We start from the raw sequence: 23,322 nt of genomic DNA, 5'->3' as shown, positions 1-23,322 counted from the left end.
TTGCCGTATCACCCAGCCGCCCGCGGCAGGGTCACAGTGCGGTCATCCGGGCGCAGGACGTTGGCCCGCGCCTCTACCTCGGCCTCGGTTGCCAGATCCAGTTCGGCGATAAGATCCTGAGCGGCGGCATACCAACCTTCGTAATAGGCGTCAGCGGGTGTGCACCCTTCGGCCTGATTCAGCCGGGCGATCAGCCGTTTCTGGAAAACGGACCAGTCAAAGCGACCCTGATCGTGCAGGGCCACAACGATGGCAAAGATGCGTGCTTCCCACGGTTCACGGAACACGGGCTCATCCGTACCCCCGGGCAGAGAGATGCCTTCGGGCAATGTGGACAAGGCTGAGCGTTTTGAGATTTCACCGGGCATCGCGCACCTCACTGTCATCAATGTAGGTTTCCCAGATATCCAGCGTCACGGCGTCATTTTCACCGGCATCAGGCCCCCACAGATCGCGGGCGGCAAATGCGACGGTATAAAGCCAGGTTGGATTTTCCTCGCCTGATTTAGCGTGGCTGTCCGCCAGAATAAACCGCCCCCGGCAGGCCGTTATGGTTGCTGCGCGACCGCGTGCATATCTTGGCAGGCGATTGTGATCATAACCCCGTGTCGTCAACATCCGTACACGGTCACCGGGCGCAAAACGGGGGCGAGGGGCGTCGTCCGAGGGTCGTTCCTGCGACGCGCCTGCAGCGATGGCCTCGGGAATGATGGCGGGATCAGCTTTGGCCCAGCCGCCGGGCCCTGCGTCTTTGGCGACGCCTGCATCCAACTCGTCACGGGTGGCGGCGCCTGCTTCGATGATCAGCGCGGTCACAGATTCGTACCATTTTTCATAGTAGTTGGATTGCAGATAATGCGCCGGGTCCATCCGTTCGATATTGCGGCGAAACTTGTCGTCGGAATAGGCCAGCGCAAATGAGCTTGATAGCGCCAGACCAAACATGCGCCCCTCCCAGGGGGCGTGAAACACCGGCTCATCGGCTTCGGGTACGACCTTGCCGAACCCCTGCATGCCGCCCATGTCGTGAATGCCGTCCATAATGCCTACCTCCTAAACCAATGCTGTGCCGATCATACCGTCACGGGTGACAAGATCGGCCAGTTCTTCTTCGCTTAGATGATCTGTGCCGGTTGGTCGACGCGGCAACACCAGATAACGGATATCGGCGCTGGAATCCCAAACCTTTACGGCAATATCGTCCGGCAGATCGACACCAAACTCTTGCAGCACCTTGCGCGGCTCGCGGATCGAACGGGCGCGGTATTCAGGGCTTTTGTACCAGACCGGCGGCAGACCCAGAACCGGCCAAGGATAGCAAGAACACAGGGTACAGGTGACCATGTTGTGCACCGTATCCGTGTTTTCCAGAACCACCATATGTTCGCCCTGCAAACCGGAATAGCCCAGCTCGGCAATTGCCGCGCTACCGTCCGAAAGCAAACGCGCCTTATAGTCGGGATCGGACCATGCGCGGGCGACGACCCGCGCGCCATTGCGCGGGCCGACCTTGGTTTCATAGGTTTCGACAAACACGTCGACTGTTGCGGAATCAACGACACCTTTGGCCACAAGCACCTGTTCCAGCGCCTTCACTTTCAGCGCCATGCCGGTTTCTTCTTCGTCGTGGTGATGGTGGTCATGCGGCATTGTTGATCCCTTCGGTTACTTTTTCACTTTGGTCCAGACACGGTCGATCAGCCTATTGGCATCTTCGCCGCAGGTCACCAGAAACTTGATGTCCACCCCATCGGGTGCCGCCAGTTCTGGTGCGTCACGCAGTTCGGCATCCAGATATTGATCGGCCCCAGGTACCGCATTGGCGAACCGGGCATGGTTCGACACCATAGCGATGTTTTCGGGCTGCATCAGATATGAGATGAACTTTTCAGCATTTTCAGGATGGCGGGCACCGGTCGGTACGGCCAGGTTGTCCATCCAGCCAACGATGCCTTCCTTGGGAAAGGACATCTTGACCTTGTCGTTCAATCCGCGTGCGCGCATGGCATTGCCGTTCCAGGCCATGTGGCCAGCCGTCTCGTTTGACGCCATCCGCTCGATCACTCCGGCCGAGTTGTAGACTTTGACATGAGGTGCCTGATCCAGAAGGACTGTTTCCACCTTCTGCATATTTTCAACATCGGTCTGGCAGAAATCCATACCCAGATAGATTTGCGCCAATGTGACCGCCTCGCTTGGCGAATTCAGCATGCCGATCTTGCCCTGCAATTCTTCTGGCGGGTTGAACAGCACGTCCAGCGTATCAATGTCGCCGTCATACACATCGGTATTCACCACAAAGCTGGTCAGCCCCCACTGGTAGGGGACGCTATAGGCATTGTCCGGATCCCAGGTCGGGCTTTTCCACCGATCGTCCAGATTGTCGTAACCCGGCAGCTCGCTGGCGTTGATCTTACGGATCAGCCCCTCTTCGGCCATTACATTGACCCAAGGATTGGCGATGACCACGATGTCATACCCGGTCGAGCCGCTTTTCAGCTTCGCCAGAACCGTTTCGTTGGAATCGTAGGTGTCGATAGTGACATTGATGCCGGTTTCTTTCTCGAACTTTTCGATCAGGTCCGGCGGGGTGTAATCGGTCCAGTTGAAGATGAACAGATCGCCTTCGGCATAGGCAGCCGTCGTCAGCGACAAGGCGGCAATGGGGCCAATCAGTAGGTTTTTCATCGTATCCTCCCGTTAGGTTTTTGATTTTCGTTTGGCGAAAGCATGGGCCAGCACCACGCAGGTGACAGACACAACCAGCAGGATGGCGGCGGCGGCGTTGGCCTCGGGCGTCACACCCTGCCGCAGCATCCCGTACAGATAGACCGGCAGGGTGGTTGATCCTGCCTCAGCCACCATCAGCGTGATGATGAAATCATCCAGCGAAATCACAAACGCCATCAGCGCGCCCGCAACGATTCCTGGCATCAGCGCAGGCAAGGTGACCAGCCGGAACACTTCCCACGGGCCGGAATACAGATCGCGGGCGGCATCTTCGATGTCGGCGGGCATTTCCCGCAGCCGCGCACGGATCGGCAATACGGCGAAGGGGATGCAGAACACGGTATGCGCCAGAATGACGTTGCCCAGACCCAGCCGGATGCCAACAAACGAAAAGAACATCAGGGTCGAGATCGCGGTCACGATATCCGGCGCCATCAAGGGCAGTGAAAGCACACCCTCTCCGGGGGTTCTGCCAAAGAACCGGCCGCCGCGTTCGAACGCAATGGCGGCGGGGATGGCCAGACAGGTCGCCCCCAGCGTTGCGGATGTCGCAACGATCAGGCTGTTGGTGGCAGACCGGACCAGGTCGTCGTTCTGCGCGGCCTTCACGAACCATTTGGTGCTGAACCCACCCCATTGGGTGGCGAGATCGTTGGCGTTGAACCCATAGATCACAAGGATAATCAACGGCGCGTAGAAAAAGACCATGACAACCCAACTGACTGCTGTGAAGGCTGGCATCGTTCTCCAGCTGAAGGGGCGATGTTTCATGCGTGTCGCTCCTTTTTGGACTGTCTGACAGCAAAGACCAATACGGTCAGAACCACGGCCATCAGCAACATCGCGCAGGCCGCTCCAAACGACCAATTTCGCGAGGTGGTGAATTGCATCTGGATCAGGCTGCCGATCATCAGCTTCTTGCCACCGCCCAGCAGGTCAGGAGCAAGGAAAGACCCGACCGAAGGCGCGAAAACCAACATTGACCCAGCAATGACACCGGGTTTTGCCAACGGCAGGACGACCTTCAAAAAGATGGCGGCACGCGACGCATAGAGGTCATAAGCAGCCTCGATCAGGCGGAAATCCACCTTCTCTAGCGCCGCATATATTGGCAGGATCATGAAAGGCAGAAAGGAATAAACCAGCCCGAACAGGATCGAGCCGTAGGAATACAGCAACGGCAAAGGCTCTGTGATCAACCCAATTTCGCGCAGCAACCCGTTGGCCAACCCCTGGTCACGCAGGATCAAGACCCAGCAATAGGTCCGCACCAACAGGCTGGTCCAGAATGGGATCGTGACCAACAACACCAGTCTTTCGCGCACTTTGGGTGTGCGGGTGGCCATGTACCAGGCGGTTGGCAAACCAATGACGATACTGATCACCACGGTCAGCCCCGCCAAAAGGATCGTCCGCCCGTAGATCACTAGATATGAGTTATCAAAGCTCAGGCTGTCGTCCAGATTGCGTTCAAACAAAAACTGGCGATACGCCTCGATGGTAAAGGGCAGGTCCACTCCGCCATAAACCCCGGCTGTCAGAAACGAGAAGGACAGGGCGATCAGCATGGGCCCGACCATGAAACAGACGATCACGGCCACCGCTGGAAGACCCAGAAACGGTATCAGATTGCGCCGTTTTGCTGATGCAGCGACCTTATCCTTGGCGGTGAATGGCTCGGCCAATGCCATTAGCGGTCCTCCAATGTGCGGGCGTGCTGATGTGGGAATTCCACCTGCACCACCTCGCCTGCATTCAGGGATTGCCAGCCATCAACCAGCCGCGCCTTAACCTCTTGCCCGGTGTTGAGCTGTATCTCAACCTCGGCGACCGAGCCGACGAAGACCACCGATAGAACCCGCCCCGGGCAGGAGCCCGCGCCGCCCTGCCGTACAATCACACGCTCGGGCCGGATTGCCCCATATGGCGATGCCAATCCCAGCATCCGGCCGGGCAGTACGTTTGCTTCGCCCACAAACTCGGCCACAAACCGGTTTCGCGGGGCGTCGTAAATATCCAGCGGCGCGCCCACCTGCAACAGTTTGCCGTCGGACATCACCGCAATCCGGTCGGACATAGACAGAGCTTCTTCCTGATCGTGAGTGACCAGAACAAAAGTAATCCCGGTGGCGCGCTGCAGGCGCTTTAGCTCGCTTTGCATCCCGCGGCGCAGTTTCAGATCCAGCGCCGAAAGCGGCTCATCCAACAACAGAATGCGCGGGCGGGGCGCAAGTGCGCGCGCCAGCGCCACCCGTTGTTGCTGACCACCGGACAGTTCATTGGCCAGCCGGTATTCGAACCCGGTCAGCTGGACCATGTCCAGCATCTCCAAAGCGCGCTGCTTGGCGGCCTTGCGACCTTCGCCAAGGCGTTCTAGCCCAAAGGCCACATTGGTCAGCACATCCAGATGCGGAAACAGCGCGTAAGACTGAAACACGGTGTTTACCGGACGTTTGTTGGGCGGCATCCGTGTCAGGTCGAAATCAGACAGGCTGATTTCGCCCGTGCTTGGGTATTCGAACCCGGCCAACAGCCGTAACAATGTTGTTTTGCCGCAGCCCGATGGGCCAAGCAGCGTAAAAAACTCACCCTCGGCAATATCCAACGAAACATCTTCCAGCGCGGTAACTGACCCAAACCGTTTGGTAACATTGCGGATCGAAATAAAATCTGATGGGGCCGTCTGATCTGCAGTCGGATCAGGCGATGAGGCGGGAATAAGCTGAAGATTTTTCATGTCGATACGGCCCTGACCTGCGACGCGGCACATATGGACGCCCTGTCATCAGGCTGCCACAGTCCATACTGTCATTTGCATGTTGTTGGCTCATGATTGACAGGGAAATGAAAAAGATCAACGTTTTTTTTCATTTTTTTGCTTGTTACGCGCAAACCTGAAGGTTGCGTCTTGAAAATCCAACACAAAAAAACCGCCCCCAAAGGAGGCGGCGAAAGACAGATTCGTATCTAGGCTGGCGTCGGCGCGCGATCAGCGGGTATCAGGTTCGTCCAGGACGATGAACTCAGGCGCACTTTCTGTGTTGACCCAAAGAATCTCAGCCTGCGCACCGCCGCGGTTTTCAAACCGATGAGGTCGGTTGCTGTCGAAAGCAAAACTGTCGCCAACGCCCAGAACATAAATTCTACCATCGACTTCAAGGTTCAGGCATCCCGAAAGGACCAACCCCGCGTCCAGCCCTTCGTGCGTATATGCGCCATCGCCCGAGGTGGAATGCGGCTCCATTTTCACGACCATCAATTGCAGGTTCTGAAAGTTCAGAGGCGTCAGAAGCACCTTATTTATACCGTTTGACGGCACTTTCAGCGTGGCACCCTTGCCCTTGCGTACGATAATCCCGTCAGCCGCGTCATCTTCGGCACCGGATTTGTCGAACATCCATGTCAACGGCACGCCAAGCGCATGGCCGATCTTTTGCAGCGTGCGCACAGAAGGTTGCGATAACCCGCGTTCAATCTGGCTGAGCGCGCCCACCGAGACATCCGAGCGCAGCGCCAGTTCCTGCAACGACAATCCATTGTTCTTGCGCAGCTTCCTGAGCTTGGGTCCAAGCAGAACCTCAGCCTCTGACTGCTCGCCTACTCCGTCCATTTACACCTCATACGCTCGTGCGGGGTACCCGGCACACACCATCACCATACATCCAGAATTGGCTTTGGCATCCTCGGGCGAAACATGTTTGCCATCCGCGTTTTACATAATTTGAAAGGTCTGGGCAAGTGTCATGCACTTTTTTGAAAATTTTGATTGTCAAGTACCGTCAAAAATGAAACGGTGAATATCGACCGCGCTTGACGCTGCGACCACCGCGCAATTCAAACCCTTCGAAAGATCTGTGGCAATGACCCCCAACTCTCCTCTTACCGTCGCCGTTCATCAATCGAACACATCCACCTTTACCATGGAACAGAAGCTTGAGCGCCTGGATCGGGACCTGAGCGACGCCTCGGTCAGCCCGGATATCCTTGTGGCCCCGGAACTTTTCCAATCGGATTATTGTGCGGGCGATCTGCTGCCGGACCACGCCGCAAAGGCGGACTCATTCGCCGAAGCGGTGGCAAAGCTGGCCCAAAAACATCAATGCTGTATCGTGTACGGCTATCCCGAGCATTCGGATGATAGCGACAAGATGTATAACTCTGCCCTGGCAATTTCGAGCGAGGGTAAGGTGCTGGCAAACCACCGAAAGCTGGTTCCATGGGAAAGTTACGAACGTGAATGGTTTGGTCCCGGCGAACATCTGACTTTGTTCGAGTTGAACGGCTGGAACGTCGCGATTGTGATTTGCTATGATATCGAATTTGCCGAAATTGCCCGCGCCTGTGCCACCAAGGGGGCGAACCTGATCGTCGCCCCGACAGCCCTGACGGATGAATGGGACGTGGTATCGGAAAGAGTGGTGCCCACGCGGGCTTTTGAGAACTGCGTGTTCACCGCATATGCCAATCACTGCGGCCCGGATCGGGATCTGAACTTTTTGGGCGGCAGCTGCATCGTCGGCCCCGATGGCATAGATCTGGCACGTGCGGGGGCCGAGGATGCATTCCTTTTGGCTGAACTGTCGCCCGACCTGCTGAAAGAAGCGCGCCAGCACTCGGAATATGTCGAACTGGCCCCGCAAATTAAGATCGTGAACCGGGGCTGACCCGCTCCCGTTGACCAAAGTTCCGGAACAAGAACGATGAATGACCCCTATACGCGCACACCCGCAGGTAAGCTGAGGGCCCATGGCCTGGGCCTGCGCTTTGATGGCTCCAAGGGGTCAAACAACAGCATCACCGATGTCGACGGAGTGTCGGTCGGCTACTGCACCCTGATCGACGGGCAAGGACAGCTTGAGGTCGGCACCGGCCCGGTTCGCACCGGTGTGACCGCCATTTTGCCAAGGCCGGTATCGCGCACGCGCGAGCCAGTCTTTGCAGGGCTGTTCAGCCTGAATGGAAACGGCGAAATGACCGGCTCGCATATCATCGAAGAAGTTGGTAAATTCAGTTTGCCGATCACAATCACCAACACCCATTCCTGTGGAACCGCGCGCGATGCAACGATCCAGTGGGCCGCGCAACACTTTCCGGATGCGCTTGAAGATGATTTCGCCCTGCCTGTGGCGGCGGAAACCTATGATGGGTTTCTGAATGATATCAATGGCTTTCACGTAAAGCCGGAACATGTCGTCGAGGCAATCCAAAGCGCCACCACCGGCCCGATCGAAGAAGGCAGCGTCGGTGGCGGAACCGGCATGAAGTGTTTCGACTTCAAGGCCGGGTCGGGAACTGCATCACGGCGTGTCGGCTACGGCGACGAAACCTTTGTCGTCGGGGCGTTCGTGCAGGCCAATTTTGGCGAGCGTCGCAATCTCACTCTTCTGGGTCGGCCTCTGGGCGCAGAACTGGAACATCCCGAGATGCGCCGAAATACAGATGATCTGAGCAAAAGTTCGATCATCGTGATTCTTGCCACGGACGCACCTTTTATGCCGCATCAACTCAAGCGTCTGGCACGACGGTCGACCTTTGGAATTGGGCGCGTGGGCGGGCTTGCGCATCATGGTTCGGGCGATATTTTTCTCGCGTTTTCGACTGCGAACACACAGATTGCCGCAGGCTCTCAGGATGAACTATGTTCCGCCAGCTTTATTCCAGATGAGCGTATCGACCCTTTCTTCGATGCGGTCGCGCAGGTTGTTGAAGAGGCCATCGTCAACAGTATGACAGTCAATAGTGACGTAACCGGGCGGGACGGAAATTTCGTACCGGCCTTGCCGCATAGCAAGGTGCGAGAGGCTTTCAGCTAGTTTCGCCCACCGAAAAACGTAAAACAAAGGCGTCGATTGACGCTGTTAAAGGAGCCGCATGATGCTGGATCAGGACGTTGTGAAACTGGATCTGAACGATCCCTCGCTGCTGGAAGGCCGCGCCTATGTGAATGGCGAGTGGGTTGACGGCGACAAGACCTTTCCGGTGACCAACCCGGCCACCGGTGAGGTGATTGCCCAGGTGGCCGACATGTCGGTCGAGGACACGCGCCGCGCCATTGACGTTGCCGATGCGGCCAAGGCCGACTGGGCCGCACAGACCGGCAAGGAACGCGCTGCGATCCTGCGCAAGTGGTACGATCTGATGGTGGAAAACGCCGACGATCTGGCCACCATCCTGACCGCCGAGATGGGCAAACCCTGGCCCGAAGCGCGCGGCGAGGTGCTTTATGGCGCGTCGTTCATCGAATGGTTCGCCGAAGAGGCCAAGCGCGTCTATGGCGACGTGATCCCCGGCCATCAGCGCGACAAGCGTATCGTGGTGCTGAAACAGCCCATTGGTGTTGTCGGCTCGATCACGCCGTGGAATTTCCCCAATGCGATGATCGCGCGCAAGGTGGCTCCGGCGCTGGCCGTGGGCTGTACCTTTGTGGCCCGCCCCGCGACGCTGACCCCGCTGTCAGCCACCGCGATGGCGGTTCTSGCCGAACGCGCGGGCATCCCCGCAGGCGTGTTCAACGTGATCCCCGGCACCAACAGCTCGGGYGTGGGTGAGGAACTGTGCACCAACGACAAGGTCGCCAAGATCACCTTTACCGGCTCGACCCGGGTGGGCCAGATCCTGATGCGTCAGGCGGCGGACACCATCAAGAAGATGAGCCTTGAGCTGGGCGGCAACGCGCCGTTTATCGTCTTTGACGACGCTGATGTGGATGCCGCGGTCGATGGTGCGATGATCGCCAAGTTCCGCAACAATGGCCAGACCTGCGTCTGCGCCAACCGCATTTACGTGCAGGCCGCCGTTTACGATGAGTTTGCGGCCAAGCTGGCGGAAAAAGCCCGCGCGCTGAACGTCGGCGACGGCTTTGGCGAAGGCGTCACTACCGGTCCGCTGATCAACGGTGCGGCTGTGGCCAAGGTCGAAGAGCACATCACCGACGCGGTCAGCAAAGGCGCCGAGGTTCTGGAAGGCGGCCAGCGCTCGGACCTGGGCGGCACCTTCTTCCAGCCCACGGTTCTGACCGGCGTGACCCGCGACATGGTTGTGGCCAAGGACGAAACATTCGGTCCGGTTGCACCTTTGTTCAAGTTCGAGGACGAGGCCGACGTGATCGCCATGGCCAACGACAGCGAGTTTGGTCTGGCGTCTTATTTCTACAGCCGTGATCTGGCCCGCGTCTGGCGCGTGGCCGAGGCATTGGAATCGGGCATGGTCGGCATCAACACCGGCCTGATCTCAACCGAAGTCGCCCCCTTCGGCGGCGTCAAACAATCGGGCCTGGGCCGCGAAGGCTCCAAATACGGCATCGATGACTTCCTCGAGATCAAGTACCTCTGCATGGGCGAAATCAAGTAAGTAGTCTTCTTTTGGCCAGCAGTTGGTTTGTTCCACTCGAACCGGTTCAGAAGGATCGGGCTTCCGAGCTACTGCTGCCAACACCCAGGAACGTTCCTGCGTCCTAATGCTGAATGCGCCAGCATTAGGACGGAAACGGGTTGGATCGTTCTTTCTATCATCTGGGTGCAGCGGAACCTGGCCGGAAATGAGCCGGGTTTCAGTATGGTTTCAAGTCGCCAGTACGACCCCGCCTCCACCCTAAAGGGACATGCATATTTAAGCAGGCGCGACCCAGTCTTTCGAGCTTCAACAGGCTTTCCACGAATCCGGTTATCTGCCCGCATTGCTTCAATACTGCGTTATACGAAAGCCAGTTCGCATTCTTGTATTGCGTAAAGAGCCAGTTACTCATGACCTCCTGCAGGTGATTTGTGCACCAAAGCCAGGGCACACTTGGCTTGGGCCCCTTTCAGAAGTCAAAACCAATTGGCAGCGGATTCTTGAATGTTTCCCCAATCTAACAAATGGTTGTTTACCGTTCTCAACGGTGACAGAATTCCGAAGGGATTGCTTGGCCAGAGGTGAAAATGCGAAGGATCATTCGTTTTGCCGGTTCTGTAGCGTTGTTATTTGTTGTCGTTGCGCTTCTCTACGGTTTCAGCATCCTCGTATACAATCATTACATTTTTGATTCAGAATCCGAAATGGTCGCTTGGCCGGAGGCCTCAGAATTCAGCGCGCCAAGAGGCTGGAAAACCCAACACCCGAAGCGTGTTTTCGTTCTGTCTATCGAGGGCGGCGCGATGCATGGGCTCGCCGAACTAGAAGTTCTGAAAGCCCTTGAAGAAAAATCCGGCAAGCGCATTTACGAGATGTTTGATTTTGTTGCCGGCGCGTCAACCGGTGCTATCATTTCCGCACTACTTCTTCACCCCGATAGCCAGTCAGACGAGCCGATGACTGCAAATGAGGCAATAGACGTCTACACAGATTTCGCCGCAACAGTCCTAAACGCCCCGGCCTATCACACGATACTGACGGCAAATGGGGTCTACGGGCCTGTTCTTCAGAATAAGTCCCGAATAACGGTCGCAACAAAGCTGTTTGGGGACGGTCAATTTAATGACCTGTTACTCCCGACCATGTTTCCTTCCTTTTCGCAAAAGAGCAACGGTCTGAGGCTGTTTCGCAATTGGGACAAGAGCGACGCCAACATGTACCTGCGCGCGCTTGTGACGGCTGTAACAAGTGCACCAATCTATTTTCCGGCCATAAAACTGGTCGGCAACCAGTCTGAAGAAGATTATGTTAGTGACGGCGCGATGATATTGAACGCTCCGGGCGAAGCAGCGTACTTGCATGCCCGTACGCACCTGCCTGAGGTTAAGGATTTTGTAATTATCTCAGTTGGCTCTCGCCGGGAAAGATCTATTGCTGAACAAACCGTTGCCGATGGCGGTCTCGTCCAATGGTTCTTACCATTGATGAACATGGTCACGACGGGCGAGTCGAGTGTCAGCGCACACGCTCTGGAACGTCATGGAGAGTTTGAATCCGGCGTTGATGTTCAGGCATTTTTCTTGTCACCCCATTTACCAGCCAATTCCAATGCGTTTGACGCCTCTGATCAGAATATCGCGATGATACGCAAGGCGGGACAGGACTTTGTAAAGACAAATGACGACGAGTTGGAAAAAGTAATCCACATTTTGACCAATGATGGAAATTAGGGCACCTCAACACCTTGACGTGTTGCACCAACCGCGCGTCGTTAACCATCGCTAAGAAGTGAGTCAGTAGTTCCTCTGATCGATTGCTATTGTGTCTTAAGATATTCGATAATTGCCACACGCTCATCATGACGGAGACTTTTTTTGGGGTAAAGATGCCCGCCATTTCCATTACCACGCAGCCCGGTATCAAAGCGGAACAGACCAGGTGCCTCAGAACTTTGATAGCCTAATTTTTCCAGGTCCAACGAGCGACCACCGGTCCAAAATACCGTGCGACGTTCCTGCACCGGTGATAGCAACTCGTAAATTGTGGGAACCGAGCCGTTGTGTAGATAGGGACCGGTTGCCCAAACGCCAGCCAAAGGGCTGGCCTTTAGGTCTGTCAGGCTTGGTGGGGTGTATGGGGTCGGTTTACCGTCGTCTCCGGTGCCATAACGAAAGCCGTTGACTGCAAAAGTCGCCTCTTCGCTTAGACTGGCTTCTTTGATGGCACGCTTGAGCGAGGCCGCCACTGTGTACTCAGTGAATGCAGGACCGGGAACAATCGAGTTACCTTGGAAGAGAGGCGCCGTTGTTGCGTTTGTCATGATGCGGCGGGTAACGAAATTCTCGACATAGGCTGGGTCCGTGCCGACTTCGCGGAAGTTCACCCGACCGATCTTGATAAACGTTTTCTTGAAGTAATTTTTTGCAGGGTCCGTCAACGTGTAGGGGGCGATGTTGTGGCATGTCGCGCAGTGATCCTGAAATAGAGTTTTACCGTTTGCGGCAATATCGGCATCAATCTCTCCCATGCGCGATGGGTCCCATTCAGGTGGCTGAAGAGTGGACACCAATTGTTCCAATTGATGAAGGTTTTCCAGGTTTGCGCTGGATTTATACGCATCTTTGCCAGCATCAGGTGCCAGGTTGGTATTACCATAGACGCCCAGTACTTCTCCGAAGTTCCGCCCTATGGGGCTGGCGGCAATCGGGTTCCACTGCACATACTCCAACTGCGGTGTCAGCCACAAAGGTGGATAACTGGTAGGAGTTTCAACCGGGTAAATGTTGGTAGGTAAAACCTGATCTCGCACTGCCAGCGCGTTCGCAATCTGGGTCAATGCATCAACACGGCCAAAACCTGCCTCAACGCTCGCTTTACGGACAATTGCATCGCTTGTTATGTGCAAGTTGAACGCAGTGAATTTCGCCTTGAGTTCCTTGATTGACGTTTCGTCGGTCACTTTGAGCGCAACTGCGAAACGTTTGAAACGCTCGGCCTCGACAAGCGTTAACGAGACAGCTTGTGCCAATGATTGGTAGAAAGCGTCAACGTCCAGATGGGCCGGTGCACCGTCTATTCGCAAGACTTCACCGCCCAATTCAACTTCGGCAGTGTGACAGGCAGCACAAGTCAATCCGATCTGATTGGCTTGAGTGTCAACGGAAAACCCCACCGGATATGCCCCGGGGTTTGCCTGTGACGCACCATTTGACGCAAGAAATCCAAACTGACTGAGGTAGTTTGGATCGCTAAACTTGCCCTGCCCGTCCGCTCGTTCAAGAACGGCAAACCAATCTGCGGGAATGAGGTGCGAACCCTGAGGGGTATAGTAGAACTCTTCGCGTTCGGATGCGGACCAGCCTTGTTCAAAATAGGTGACCTTGGCCAGCGACGAGTCAGCGAACGAGTCATGTGGACAGAACATTAAAAGACAAAAAACAAAGGCGTTGCGCAAGTCATCTCTCCCTCAAAGCTCATGTATTATCGAGAACCATTTTGCCACCTAACCCTAACAAAATAGGCACTCGGCCGTGGTGATGTCCAACGATAAGATAAGAGGGTCTTGGCCGCCCCACCGCAAGATATGAGAATTCGGTTTCGCGTATTGTTGTGAGCAGCATCGACACCCAATTTCACGCGCAATATCCGATGCTCAAATCAATGCTATTTCTGTTGGTGTGAACTCGATCTATGGTCAACAGCAGAGCAATGGATCAGAGGGTTAGTCGCCTTTGCTGCGAACGCATATTGCCGCCGCGACCAGGGCATGTTCGCCAGCTTCGTACCCAATTAGCTGCAAGGTGTCATCGTTGGTAAAAGATCCCGACACAGTGCCCGTGTCGCCAAGGTCGACCATTATGATGCTGCTATTGTCCCATGCGATCACACCCTGAAAACGCACTTCTCCGCTCAGCGTTGCTCCGCCGCCGGATTGCTCTTGAACGCCCAGGTTTTCGTCAACGCTCCAGAAATAGGTTCCTGTGAAAAAGCGGCCTTCCTGCCAGTTGATGTCAAAGGCCAAGGGCCATTCTATTTGTTCGCCACGGATCAATCCTTCGGCGCGGGACGTCCATGTTCCTTTGACGTTCGGCAGGCTTTGGGCAGCGACCTCGACCCCCCAGAGACAGTGCAGAAAGAAGGGCTATTCCGCCAAAAACAATGCTCCGATAACGATACGATAAAGGTGATTTGGTCATCTTGAGCATCTCATTTCCCTTCATAGGAGCAGATGCAAGATTACTAGCAAGTATTAAGGAACCTGTCAGTTGAGGCATCCAAAGCGGACGACGCCACAGCACGTAGCAGATCACATTGGTCAACGGATGCCGATTTTTGCAAGCCGTTCGCTGAGTGATTGAAATACAGCATACAGCACAGGGATCATGAGCAGCCCCAGGGTGCTGTCCAGTATCATGCCAAATAGCACAGGAAACCCGATGGATACGCGGGCGGCCGCTCCGGCACCGCTCGAAAGAACCAGGGGAATAACGCCGATAATGAAACAAAGGCCCGTCATTGTAACCGGCCTGAATCGGATCTCTGCGGCTTTCAGGGCGGCGTCTCGGATGCTTACTCCGCTTTCGCGTTGCTGATTGGCAAATTCGACGACCATGATTGCTTTTTTTGCTGCCAACCCAATCAACAGAACCATACCAACCTGCGCGAAGATATTGCTAGTCAGGAAAGGCAACAGTGCCAGAGGGAGAAGTGCTCCAAGAAGGGCAAAGACTGTTGAGGTGACAATAGACAGGGGCAATACCCAACTTTCATACAATACAACCAGGAACAGATAGGCCAACACGACGGCAGAAAGCATGATGTAAACCACCAGCCCCTGTGATTTCACTTCTTGCTGGGTTACGCCTGACCACTCGATCCGAAACCCATCCGGCAGGGTGTTCTCAGCAATCGCCTGCATGGCTTTGATCCCGTCTCCGGAACTTACACCTTGGGCCAATTGTGCACTGACCGACGCGGCAGTGAATAGGTTGTATCGGGGGATTGAGTCCGGCGCCAACACGGGTTCATAGCTGACAAAATTGCGCAGTGGTAACGAGTCGCCAGACGCATTCTTGACGTAAATATTGTCCACATCATCAAGCGTTTGCCGAAACTCGGCTTCGGCAGAAATAACCACCCAGTACACCCTCTCGGACAGGACGAAGTTGTCCACGAAATACGAGCTGAGATTGGCCTGCAGCGCTGTAAATATGTCGGCGACGCTCACCCCCAAAGTCTCGGCCCGGTCGCGATCGACAGACAGTCGATACTGGGGAGTCTGGCCCGCGAAATTACCGTTTGCGCGAACAAACTCTGGGGCTGCGTTCAACGCGGCGACAAATGCATTCATCACGGAATCCAATTTGCCGCTGTCTCCATTTTCCAGATCCAACAGCTCGACCGATATACCACCTGTCGATCCCAGCCCGTGGATGGTCGGGAAAGGAAACACATAGCTTTCAGCCTCGGGCAAAGTTGCAAGTTTGCGGTCGAGGTTTCGCAAAATTGCGCCCAACTGCAAATCCGGCGCTTTTCGCTGATCCCAAGGTTTGAGCGTGACAATTGCCATACCGGCGTTCGAGCGGCCACCAGCCAACATGCTTGCCCCTGACACGATGGACACGTTTTCCACGCCCGGGGTCTTTTCGATCAACGCACCGGCCTTATCCATGAAAGCCTGCGTGCGTTGCAAAGACGCGCCGTCAGGCAGCTCCATGGATGCAAGTAAGACACCATTATCTTCCTGAGGGATCAATCCGGTTGGAACAGTTTTGAACAGGTACACAGTTGCCGCGGCAGCACAGGCAAAAACCAAGAGCGATACCACTGTAAATCGAAGCATAAGGGCTACGAGCCGCAAGTACTGACGCCTTATCCAGAAAATCACCGCCGGTACAAAAGCCAATGGCCCGATTGGTTTTGCGCCAGACTTCAACATCATCACACAGAGAACAGGTGCCAATGTCAGAGCGTTTACAGCAGACAAAACAAAGGCAAAGATTATTGTCGCGGCGAACTGGTAATAAATCGTTCCGGTCACGCCCGGGAAAAAGCAGACAGGAACGAAGACTGCGGCGAGAACAAAGGTTGTCGCCACGATCGGTCGGTGGACCTGTGACATTGCTTTCAGCGTCGCCTCGCGCGGGTCCAGATTTTCTTCGGTGAGGATACGCTGGGCGTTTTCGATAATGATTATCGCATCATCGACGACCAGCGTGATCGCCAACACAAGCGCAAACAGCGTGATCATGTTGGCACTGAACCCGATAGCAAAGATCAGTGCGACGGCACCAAGCAATGAAACCGGAATGGCGATGGCAGGAACAATGGTCGCGCGAAAGCTGGCCAGAAACAGGAACGTCACCGCGATAACCAGCGCCGCCGTCAGGGCCAATGTGGTCATGATATCCCTGAGCGACACACGAACCGCATCAGTTACGTCATATGTGATCTCATACGACACCCCGTCAGGAAACTTTTGGGAAAGCTCACCCAAAAGGCTTTGGATGCTTTCCGAGATGTCCAGCGCGTTGGCCGAACTTTCCTGATGTACTGCTATCGTCGCGGATTCCTTTCCGTTCAGTTTCGTGGACCCGGCATAGGTGGCAGAACCAAGTTCGATACGCGCCACGTCCTCCAAACGAGTAATTGATCCGTCTGAGTTGGACGCGACGATGATACGCCCAAATTCTTCTGCATCGCGCAATAGCCCTTCGGCCCGCAGCTTGAACTGAAAGTCAGTGCGTGCATTTCCAAATGGAGGCGCTCCTACCTGGCCCGCCGCTGCAACAAAGTTCTGTTTTTCGATGGCGTCCGCAACCTCTGCCGCAGTGATGTTTAGCGCGGCCATGCGAACGGGGTTGATCCACACCCGCATGCTGTATTCCAGTTGGCCAAATTGCGAAATATTCCCCACACCGGGCAAGCGTTGCAGAGGATCATGCAGAAAATCAGCTGCATAGTTGCTGAGATAGAGTTCGTCGTGCGACCCGTCCGGCGATGTGATGTTGATCACTATGATCAGATTGCCAGATTGCTTTGTAACTTCGATCCCTTGTTGCAGTACAATTGACGGCAATTCCGAACCTGCCAGAGCTATCCGGTTCTGGACTTCGACCGCGGCAACATCAGGATCAGTACCCAGCTCAAATGAAACAGCCAATTTGTAAGTACCGTCATTTGAACTCTTGGAAGACATATACAACATGCCTTGGATGCCGTTCACACGCTCTTCAATAGGGGTGGCCACGGATTCCTGAATGACTTTGGCGTCAGCACCCGGGTAGGCAGTTGTCACATACACTTGCGGTGGGGTGATGTCGGGGTATTCCGAGATCGGTATCAATCGCACGCATACCGCGCCGAACAGAACCATGAGAATTGCAATTACAGCAGCAAAGTGTGGTCGGTTGATGAAGTATTGCGAAATCAAGCGAACACCTAACTTTGGCTGTCGACCGCTTTCACGACCAATCCATCATGGACTTTCTGTAGGCCTTGCACGACGACACGGTCTCCTTGGGTTAAGCCAGAACTGACTTCGGTTCGGGTCGCGGATTGTGTGCCAATCTCGATGTTCTTTCGGTGAACCGTACTTTTGTCATCAACAGAAAAAACAAAATACCCTTGCTTGTCGAACTGCACTGCGTTGCGCGGCACGGTCAGGACTTTGGCGGCCTCAGACCCACTTAGGCTGACAGCTACAAACTGACCCGGGATCAAAAGACCCTGTGGATTGGCAAACGTTGCCCGCAGTTCCACGGTGTCGGTGTCCTGATTGATGCTAGCGCCAACAAACGTGATCTTGCCCGGCGTTGGATAGGTTCCGCCATCAGCAAGTGTGATCTCTGTCGTCAGTTTGTTATCTTGATGCGTAATCAAACCCTTGCGACGTTCGCGCAGCAAAACCGGCTCGCTGACATAAAAGCTGACAAGGATTGGGTCGACACTGGCGACAGTCGCCAACACTCCGCTGTCGGTATCCACGATGTTACCCACATCTACCGCTGACAGCCCGATGCGCCCGTCCAACGGGCTGGTGATTTCAGTGTGGTCGAGGTCAATCTGCGCAATCTTCAGATCGGCACGGGCCTCGTCCACTGCGGCTTGGGCCTCTGCGTAGGTTGCTGATGCTGAATCCAGAATGGCCTGGGGAATGTCGCCTTTATCAAACAAGGTTTTTTGGCGGTCCAGGTCTGCCTTGTTGCTCTGGGCGCTGGCCTGCGCACTTTTCAGGGCTGCTTGGGCACTTTCAACGCTGGCGGCATATTTCCTTTGTTCGATCCTAAAAAGAACATCGCCTTTGGACACAGTGCCGCCCTCGGCAAAGTTGACCTCTTGCAACACGCCGTCGACCTGGGCTTGCAGATCAACACTCTGATCAGCGACCACGCGTCCGACAAACTGATCCTGTTTTTGCAAATCGTCCATTGTCGCTTGTGCAACGACTACGCTGGGTGGTGATGAGGCATCCGACTGCGCCGCTACTTGGCCTGCTAAACCAATCGCGGTCAGGGTGCAAAAAAACAGGCCGGTTGGGGTCATCCGTCGCTCGACAATTCACATTTGGGTTGCTGCAATTTCACTATTCACACCTCTTTGCGATGGCGCAACGCAAATTTAGGGACTGTAGCCGCTCAGTTGCTGCCACGGGCCGTTGTCCTTGACGCGGGTATGATGTCCGGATCTGACATAAGGAAGGTGTGCCATGCTTGTATCGACACTGACGATATTGCCAAGCGTCCGGGCGGCCTCGGCTTGCGGATTGGCCAGCGACGCAAATTGGCCGGCGACCTCACTGCTGAAGACGCTCAAGTCATCGCGATTTATGAGGCGTCGGATGATGAAACAGAACCGGCTAATCGCAATCATCAGGGAAGATCGCTTTTGCGTCTCGTGCGCTATGTACGACATGCACGATGATCAGTTCTGTATCCGTGAACGTATAGTAGATCGCATATTTCTTGTGAAACTGCACTCTTAGGTTCGGGGAAAGTTGGTCGCGCGCTGGTCCTATCTCAGGGTGAAACAGTAGCGGTTCGAAACGTGCTGAAATTTCTTCGATAAAAGTACTGGCGCGTTTTGGGGAATCCTCTGCGATGTATGCCCATATTTTTGCCAGATCGTTTTCGGCCGTCCGGGTTATTCGGAGGGCAAGCGGTCGGATCGCAACGCCTCCCCTTTTGCGATGATGCGCCCAGGATCGAATTCAGAAATTTTGCCAGCCCGAACATCATCCAAGCCAGCCTCGACCCCCTCGCGAAGTCTATCAAGCTCGGCCTTGCGCCGATCTTCTTCATCCTCGAGCAAGCGCAGCCCAGCTCTCACCACCTCTGACACGCCGTGATAGCGACCACTGGAAACCAAAGATTGAACGAAATCTTGTTGATGCTCCGTCAGCGAAACACTGGGATTTCTCGCCATTTTGTTCACTCCTATGCTCACATTGGCAATATATGCTACATCGGCAGAGTGTTCAACTAAGGGGTCAGTTTGGTTGGCCCCGGCGATAAACAACGCTGCAAGCTGCCTCAGACCTCCAGCCATTCCTTTCTGATATCGTCATTTTCACGCAACCCCTGCGGTGTTCCTTCGTAGACCATATGCCCATGCCCCATCACATAAACCCGGTTGGTCACACGCAGCGCGATGGTCAGTTTTTGTTCGACCAGCAGGATCGACACGCCGCGCTCGGCGATCTGCGTCAGCAGGTCCCCGACCTGTTCGACGATCTTTGGCGCCAGACCCTCGGTCGGCTCATCAATCATGATAAAGTCGGGGTTTCCCATCAGGGCGCGACAGATGGTCAGCATCTGTTTCTCGCCACCCGACATGACCGAAGCATCCACATCCGCACGGTTGCGCAGATTTGGAAACATCTCGAACATATCTTCGATACACCACCGCCCGTCGCCATCCTTTTGCCCGGGCTTCAGCCCCAGCATCAGGTTCTGGCGTGTGGTCAGGCCGGGAAAGATGTCCCTGTTCTCTGGCACATAGCCAATTCCGGCCTTGGCAATTTCAAAACTTTTGCGTCCCGCGATTTCCTTGCCGCGAAACCGGATCGAGCCGTGCGGCGCGACCTCGCCCATGATCGCCTTGCAAGTGGTGGAACGCCCCACCCCGTTGCGCCCCAGCAGCGAGACGATCTCACCCTCGCCGACTTCAAGGTTTACGCCTTGCAGGATGTGGCTTTTGCCATAATAGGCGTGCAGATCGGTGACCTGAAGCATCACATCGCCTCCTCTTCCAAGCTTGCGCCCAAATAAGCTTCTTTTACCCTGGCCGAGGCGCGCACCACGTCGGGCGTATCAGACTCGATCACCTCGCCGTAAACCAGAACCGAGATTCTGTCTGCCAGATCGAAGATCACCCCCATATCATGCTCGACAATCAGCAGCGTCTTATCTTCGGTCACTTTGCGGATCAGATCGACAATCAGATCGGTTTCCGAATGGCTCATCCCGGCGCAAGGCTCATCCAGCAGGATAATGTCGGCACCGCCCGCGATGGTAATCCCGATCTCAAGCGCGCGCTGTTCGGCATAGGCCAATGTGCCCGCCAGCTCATTGCGGCGCTGGGTCAGGTTGATCTGGGCCAGAATTTCATCCGCTTTCTCGGTCACATCTGCCTGCCGACCGATCATGTGCCAGAAAGAGTACCGATATCCCATTGTCCACAACAGACCGCATCGGATGTTCTCGAACACGGTCATGTTGGAAAAGATGTTGGTGACCTGGAATGAGCGGCTCAGCCCACGGCGGTTGATCTCGAACGGTTTTAGCCCGCTGACATCTTCGCCATGCAGAAACACCCCGCCCGAGGTTGGCGCAAAGCGGCCGGTGATCAGGTTGAACAGGGTGGATTTCCCGGCACCGTTTGGCCCGATGACGGCGTGGCGTTCGCCCTTTGCGATCTTCAAGTTCACACCTTGTATGATCCGAGCAAGACCAAAGCTTTTCTCAAGATTTCTAAGTTCAATGGCGGGCGCGTTCATGTCCGACTCTCCGCATGGTTTGCACTGTCCCAGGCTGCGCGAATTTCCGGCAAAATGCGGGACACAAGAAACAGCGAGATCGCGGCAATGACCGCCGCCATTGCAATGGCCTGATAACCGCTGCTGTCAAAGGCAATGCCATACAGAACCATCTCGTGGTCGCCGCCATAGCCGTGGCGCTTGTGAAATAGAATTTCCAGAATGGCGGCCAACGACAACACACTTGTAACCACAGGGATTGCGGCCTTGAGGTATGGCTTGATCAACAGGTGCAGCTTACCCAATGCAAACGGGCGGCGGTGCATCGCAACCAGACCAGCAAATCCTGACGGGAAAAACATCACGCAGGACACGAACAGGATGCCCAGATACAGCGACCAAAGCTCGGTATGCAGCCCCAGCACTGTTTGCAGCAGCGTGAAGACAACCGCGCCGATGATCGGCCCGACAAAGAACCCGGCGCCACCGATGAATGTCACCAAAAGAATTGAACCCGAGGTTGCGAGGTTCAGGTTTTCTTCTGTCAAAATCTCGAAGTTAATTGCAAACAAGGACCCGGCAACGCCGGCAAAAAACCCCGATGCACAAAAGGATATCCAGCGCACATTGCGTTGGGAATAGCCCAGAAACTCGGCCCGTTCCTCGTTATCACGCACAGCATTGGTGATCCGTCCGATCGGTGTGCGGGAAAACAGATACATCAGCAAGGTCGCCAGCAGCAGCCAGAAGATGGTCAGATAATAGACCTCTTGCTGGGTCAGGAATTCATAGCCGAACACCGGCGGCCCCATTGTCCGGTCGCCCGATATACCCTCTTCACCGCCGAAGAACACCACGATGATAACCGAGCATGCGGCGATCAGCTCACCCACACCCAGCGAGATCATGGCAAACACCGTGCCCGCGCGTCGGGTCGAAAAGCTGCCGATCAGAAAGGCAAAGATCAGTCCGAACAGCCCGCCAACAATTGGCAGCAGCGGCAGAGGCAACCACAGCCCTCCCTCGACCATGTTCATAACATGCATGGCAAAGAACCCGCCCAAGCCCATATAGACCGCGTGGCCAAAAGACAGCATCCCACCCTGCCCCAACAACATGTTGTAGCTAAGCGCAAAGACGATGGTGATCGCCATCTGGTTCATGATCGTCAGGGCCGAGTTTGATTGAAACACGAACGGAAGGCACAGCAGGAACAACGCCGCAAAGGCCCAAGGCATGGTGTTTGACAGCGATATCAATCGCGAAGTACCCGCAGTCAGGGGCGTCTTGCTTGCAAGGCTCATGATTCACGTTTCCCCATAAGACCCTGCGGACGCAGGACAAGCACGATGACCATCAGCAGATAAGGCAGGATCGGACCCAGCTGAGGCAGCGTCAGCGTCCACAAATCCTGTAGCGGATGATCCCAGATCAGTTCAGGCTTGGTAAAGCCAATGGCGGTCAGAATCTGCTCGGCCGTGACGTCATAGGCTGTGGCAAAGGTCTGCATCCAGCCGATGATCAGAGACGCCACCAATGCGCCCCAAAGGGAACCCAATCCGCCAATGACGATTGTGACAAAGACGATGGACCCAAGTTGCACGGCCATGCCCGGGAAGACACCCAGAACCGGGCCAGCAATCACGCCCGCCAAACCGGCCATCGCCGTACCGACACCAAACACGCACATGAAAACCAGCGGTACGTTATGGCCCAGGTTTTGCACGGTTTCAGGATAGCTGAGCGCGGCCTGAATGGTCATGCCAATCCGCGTCTTGGTCAGAATGTACAACAGCGTCAGGAAGATGCCCATTGCCACAAAGATCATGAATACCTTGTAAGCAGGGAAAGCGTTTCCGGCGATGGCAAAAGCCGCAAAATCCAGCGCTTCAGGCTCCGAGAAGGGAAGCTGGCTTTTGCCCCAAAAGAACTGCACCGCTTCTTCGATCAGCAGGGCAAGACCGAAGGTAAATATCAACTCTGGCACATGCCCGAATTTATGCACCCGCCTCAATCCGTATCGCTCGATCCCGGCCCCGATGACCCCGACGACAAGCGGCGCAATGATCAGACCGGCCCAGAACCCGGTCACAAGGCTGATCTGATAGGCAAAATAGGCGCCCAGCATGTAAAAACTGGCATGGGCAAAATTCAAAACGCCCATCATCGAAAAGATTAATGTCAAGCCGCTGCATAACATGAACAGCAACAATCCTGTCACGAGCCCATCCAACACGTTCACGAGGAACAGTGCCATTGCTTGTCTCCCTGCTTTGAAAAATGAA

23 protein-coding genes are annotated in these 23,322 nt (G+C 55.3%); 4 read left to right on the top strand and 19 right to left on the bottom strand.

Annotated features, from left to right (window positions below; all coding sequences use genetic code 11):
- Nucleotides 1–8: 8 nt before the first annotated feature.
- From JT51_RS12215 to JT51_RS12180, 8 genes are all read right to left on the bottom strand, one after another.
- Nucleotides 9–368: a nitrile hydratase accessory protein gene (locus tag JT51_RS12215; protein ID WP_051927531.1), complete on the bottom strand. Its 360-nt coding sequence runs from the start codon at nucleotides 366–368 to the stop codon at nucleotides 9–11.
- On the bottom strand, nucleotides 358–1,041 hold the full coding sequence (nthB, locus tag JT51_RS12210; RefSeq protein WP_037312890.1) for a nitrile hydratase subunit beta: 684 nt from the start codon (nucleotides 1,039–1,041) through the stop codon (nucleotides 358–360). The genes JT51_RS12215 and nthB overlap by 11 nt, the downstream gene beginning before the upstream one ends.
- 12 nt (nucleotides 1,042–1,053) lie before the next feature.
- Nucleotides 1,054–1,650 (bottom strand): nitrile hydratase subunit alpha, encoded by a 597-nt coding sequence (gene nthA, locus JT51_RS12205; RefSeq protein ID WP_037312887.1) that lies wholly within the window; start codon nucleotides 1,648–1,650, stop codon nucleotides 1,054–1,056.
- A gap of 15 nt (nucleotides 1,651–1,665) precedes the next feature.
- Nucleotides 1,666–2,688: an extracellular solute-binding protein gene (locus JT51_RS12200; RefSeq protein ID WP_037312883.1), complete on the bottom strand. Its 1,023-nt coding sequence runs from the start codon at nucleotides 2,686–2,688 to the stop codon at nucleotides 1,666–1,668.
- 12 nt (nucleotides 2,689–2,700) lie between these two features.
- The gene (locus JT51_RS12195; RefSeq protein ID WP_037312880.1) at nucleotides 2,701–3,501 is read right to left on the bottom strand and encodes an ABC transporter permease; all 801 of its coding nucleotides are present in this window, start codon (nucleotides 3,499–3,501) and stop codon (nucleotides 2,701–2,703) included.
- Nucleotides 3,498–4,421 (bottom strand): ABC transporter permease, encoded by a 924-nt coding sequence (locus tag JT51_RS12190; protein ID WP_051927530.1) that lies wholly within the window; start codon nucleotides 4,419–4,421, stop codon nucleotides 3,498–3,500. Before JT51_RS12190 ends, JT51_RS12195 begins: the two co-directional genes overlap by 4 nt.
- Nucleotides 4,421–5,467, bottom strand: a complete 1,047-nt coding sequence (locus JT51_RS12185) for an ABC transporter ATP-binding protein (RefSeq protein WP_081894708.1) — start codon at nucleotides 5,465–5,467, stop codon at nucleotides 4,421–4,423. The genes JT51_RS12190 and JT51_RS12185 overlap by 1 nt, the downstream gene beginning before the upstream one ends.
- A gap of 252 nt (nucleotides 5,468–5,719) precedes the next feature.
- On the bottom strand, nucleotides 5,720–6,340 hold the full coding sequence (locus JT51_RS12180) for a helix-turn-helix domain-containing protein (RefSeq protein ID WP_051927529.1): 621 nt from the start codon (nucleotides 6,338–6,340) through the stop codon (nucleotides 5,720–5,722).
- A gap of 250 nt (nucleotides 6,341–6,590) precedes the next feature.
- Between JT51_RS12180 and JT51_RS12175 the strand changes: the two genes are divergently transcribed.
- The 4 genes from JT51_RS12175 to JT51_RS12160 all read left to right on the top strand — a co-directional run bounded on the left by JT51_RS12175 (nucleotide 6,591) and on the right by JT51_RS12160 (nucleotide 11,792).
- Nucleotides 6,591–7,394 (top strand): nitrilase-related carbon-nitrogen hydrolase, encoded by an 804-nt coding sequence (locus JT51_RS12175; protein ID WP_081894678.1) that lies wholly within the window; start codon nucleotides 6,591–6,593, stop codon nucleotides 7,392–7,394.
- 36 nt (nucleotides 7,395–7,430) lie between these two features.
- Nucleotides 7,431–8,543: a P1 family peptidase gene (locus JT51_RS12170; protein ID WP_037312877.1), complete on the top strand. Its 1,113-nt coding sequence runs from the start codon at nucleotides 7,431–7,433 to the stop codon at nucleotides 8,541–8,543.
- Between the two features lie 61 nt (nucleotides 8,544–8,604).
- On the top strand, nucleotides 8,605–10,080 hold the full coding sequence (locus JT51_RS12165; RefSeq protein ID WP_037314165.1) for an NAD-dependent succinate-semialdehyde dehydrogenase: 1,476 nt from the start codon (nucleotides 8,605–8,607) through the stop codon (nucleotides 10,078–10,080).
- Nucleotides 10,081–10,649: 569 nt separating this feature from the next.
- Complete coding sequence (locus tag JT51_RS12160) at nucleotides 10,650–11,792, top strand: patatin-like phospholipase family protein (protein WP_037312874.1); 1,143 nt, start codon at nucleotides 10,650–10,652, stop codon at nucleotides 11,790–11,792.
- Nucleotides 11,793–11,878: 86 nt separating this feature from the next.
- Here JT51_RS12160 and JT51_RS12155 read toward each other — a convergent pair whose 3' ends face one another.
- From JT51_RS12155 to JT51_RS12110, 11 genes are all read right to left on the bottom strand, one after another.
- The gene (locus JT51_RS12155) at nucleotides 11,879–13,516 is read right to left on the bottom strand and encodes a di-heme-cytochrome C peroxidase (protein WP_152563343.1); all 1,638 of its coding nucleotides are present in this window, start codon (nucleotides 13,514–13,516) and stop codon (nucleotides 11,879–11,881) included.
- Between the two features lie 267 nt (nucleotides 13,517–13,783).
- Nucleotides 13,784–14,083 (bottom strand): hypothetical protein, encoded by a 300-nt coding sequence (locus JT51_RS12150; protein WP_152563342.1) that lies wholly within the window; start codon nucleotides 14,081–14,083, stop codon nucleotides 13,784–13,786.
- 294 nt (nucleotides 14,084–14,377) lie between these two features.
- Nucleotides 14,378–17,494, bottom strand: a complete 3,117-nt coding sequence (locus JT51_RS12145; protein ID WP_037312865.1) for an efflux RND transporter permease subunit — start codon at nucleotides 17,492–17,494, stop codon at nucleotides 14,378–14,380.
- Between the two features lie 8 nt (nucleotides 17,495–17,502).
- Nucleotides 17,503–18,606: an efflux RND transporter periplasmic adaptor subunit gene (locus tag JT51_RS12140; RefSeq protein WP_051927527.1), complete on the bottom strand. Its 1,104-nt coding sequence runs from the start codon at nucleotides 18,604–18,606 to the stop codon at nucleotides 17,503–17,505.
- Between the two features lie 75 nt (nucleotides 18,607–18,681).
- Nucleotides 18,682–18,933 carry a hypothetical protein gene (locus tag JT51_RS12135; protein ID WP_152563341.1) on the bottom strand — a complete coding sequence of 84 codons (252 nt, stop codon included), beginning with the start codon at nucleotides 18,931–18,933 and terminating at the stop codon, nucleotides 18,682–18,684.
- Nucleotides 18,920–19,162, bottom strand: coding sequence for a type II toxin-antitoxin system RelE/ParE family toxin (locus JT51_RS21505; protein ID WP_235216187.1), 243 nt, complete (start codon nucleotides 19,160–19,162; stop codon nucleotides 18,920–18,922). Before JT51_RS21505 ends, JT51_RS12135 begins: the two co-directional genes overlap by 14 nt.
- A gap of 41 nt (nucleotides 19,163–19,203) precedes the next feature.
- Entirely contained in the window at nucleotides 19,204–19,608 is a 405-nt protein-coding gene (locus JT51_RS12130) for a type II toxin-antitoxin system ParD family antitoxin (RefSeq protein ID WP_051927526.1), read from the bottom strand.
- A complete protein-coding gene (locus JT51_RS12125; RefSeq protein ID WP_037312858.1) occupies nucleotides 19,593–20,294 on the bottom strand; it encodes an ABC transporter ATP-binding protein in 702 nt (233 codons plus the stop codon). The genes JT51_RS12130 and JT51_RS12125 overlap by 16 nt, the downstream gene beginning before the upstream one ends.
- A complete protein-coding gene (locus JT51_RS12120) occupies nucleotides 20,294–21,058 on the bottom strand; it encodes an ABC transporter ATP-binding protein (RefSeq protein WP_037312855.1) in 765 nt (254 codons plus the stop codon). The genes JT51_RS12125 and JT51_RS12120 overlap by 1 nt, the downstream gene beginning before the upstream one ends.
- The gene (locus JT51_RS12115; RefSeq protein ID WP_037312852.1) at nucleotides 21,055–22,341 is read right to left on the bottom strand and encodes a branched-chain amino acid ABC transporter permease; all 1,287 of its coding nucleotides are present in this window, start codon (nucleotides 22,339–22,341) and stop codon (nucleotides 21,055–21,057) included. Before JT51_RS12115 ends, JT51_RS12120 begins: the two co-directional genes overlap by 4 nt.
- The gene (locus JT51_RS12110) at nucleotides 22,338–23,294 is read right to left on the bottom strand and encodes a branched-chain amino acid ABC transporter permease (protein WP_037312847.1); all 957 of its coding nucleotides are present in this window, start codon (nucleotides 23,292–23,294) and stop codon (nucleotides 22,338–22,340) included. The genes JT51_RS12115 and JT51_RS12110 overlap by 4 nt, the downstream gene beginning before the upstream one ends.
- Between the last annotated feature and the right edge of the window lie 28 nt (nucleotides 23,295–23,322).

This window comes from Ruegeria halocynthiae, assembly GCF_000743705.1.
In the GTDB taxonomy this organism is placed as follows: Bacteria; Pseudomonadota; Alphaproteobacteria; order Rhodobacterales; family Rhodobacteraceae; genus Ruegeria; species Ruegeria halocynthiae_B.
The sequence above is the reverse complement of the archived record's forward strand: the minus strand, read 5'-3'. Positions and strand labels throughout refer to the sequence as shown.

What these genes read in the sequence shown, in the direction of transcription:
- JT51_RS12190 (WP_051927530.1), bottom strand. Translation starts at nt 4,421, where the DNA reads ATGGCATTGGCCGAGCCATTCACCGCCAAGGATAAGGTCGCTGCATCA.
- JT51_RS12185 (WP_081894708.1), bottom strand. Translation starts at nt 5,467, where the DNA reads ATGAAAAATCTTCAGCTTATTCCCGCCTCATCGCCTGATCCGACTGCA.
- JT51_RS12115 (WP_037312852.1), bottom strand. Translation starts at nt 22,341, where the DNA reads ATGAGCCTTGCAAGCAAGACGCCCCTGACTGCGGGTACTTCGCGATTG.
- JT51_RS12200 (WP_037312883.1), bottom strand. Translation starts at nt 2,688, where the DNA reads ATGAAAAACCTACTGATTGGCCCCATTGCCGCCTTGTCGCTGACGACG.
- JT51_RS12110 (WP_037312847.1), bottom strand. Translation starts at nt 23,294, where the DNA reads ATGGCACTGTTCCTCGTGAACGTGTTGGATGGGCTCGTGACAGGATTG.
- JT51_RS12160 (WP_037312874.1), top strand. Translation starts at nt 10,650, where the DNA reads ATGCGAAGGATCATTCGTTTTGCCGGTTCTGTAGCGTTGTTATTTGTT.
- JT51_RS12180 (WP_051927529.1), bottom strand. Translation starts at nt 6,340, where the DNA reads ATGGACGGAGTAGGCGAGCAGTCAGAGGCTGAGGTTCTGCTTGGACCC.
- JT51_RS12125 (WP_037312858.1), bottom strand. Translation starts at nt 20,294, where the DNA reads ATGCTTCAGGTCACCGATCTGCACGCCTATTATGGCAAAAGCCACATC.
- JT51_RS12135 (WP_152563341.1), bottom strand. Translation starts at nt 18,933, where the DNA reads ATGATTGCGATTAGCCGGTTCTGTTTCATCATCCGACGCCTCATAAAT.
- JT51_RS12140 (WP_051927527.1), bottom strand. Translation starts at nt 18,606, where the DNA reads ATGACCCCAACCGGCCTGTTTTTTTGCACCCTGACCGCGATTGGTTTA.
- JT51_RS12195 (WP_037312880.1), bottom strand. Translation starts at nt 3,501, where the DNA reads ATGAAACATCGCCCCTTCAGCTGGAGAACGATGCCAGCCTTCACAGCA.
- nthB (WP_037312890.1), bottom strand. Translation starts at nt 1,041, where the DNA reads ATGGACGGCATTCACGACATGGGCGGCATGCAGGGGTTCGGCAAGGTC.
- nthA (WP_037312887.1), bottom strand. Translation starts at nt 1,650, where the DNA reads ATGCCGCATGACCACCATCACCACGACGAAGAAGAAACCGGCATGGCG.
- JT51_RS12175 (WP_081894678.1), top strand. Translation starts at nt 6,591, where the DNA reads ATGACCCCCAACTCTCCTCTTACCGTCGCCGTTCATCAATCGAACACA.
- JT51_RS12215 (WP_051927531.1), bottom strand. Translation starts at nt 368, where the DNA reads ATGCCCGGTGAAATCTCAAAACGCTCAGCCTTGTCCACATTGCCCGAA.
- JT51_RS12120 (WP_037312855.1), bottom strand. Translation starts at nt 21,058, where the DNA reads ATGAACGCGCCCGCCATTGAACTTAGAAATCTTGAGAAAAGCTTTGGT.
- JT51_RS12130 (WP_051927526.1), bottom strand. Translation starts at nt 19,608, where the DNA reads ATGGCTGGAGGTCTGAGGCAGCTTGCAGCGTTGTTTATCGCCGGGGCC.
- JT51_RS12170 (WP_037312877.1), top strand. Translation starts at nt 7,431, where the DNA reads ATGAATGACCCCTATACGCGCACACCCGCAGGTAAGCTGAGGGCCCAT.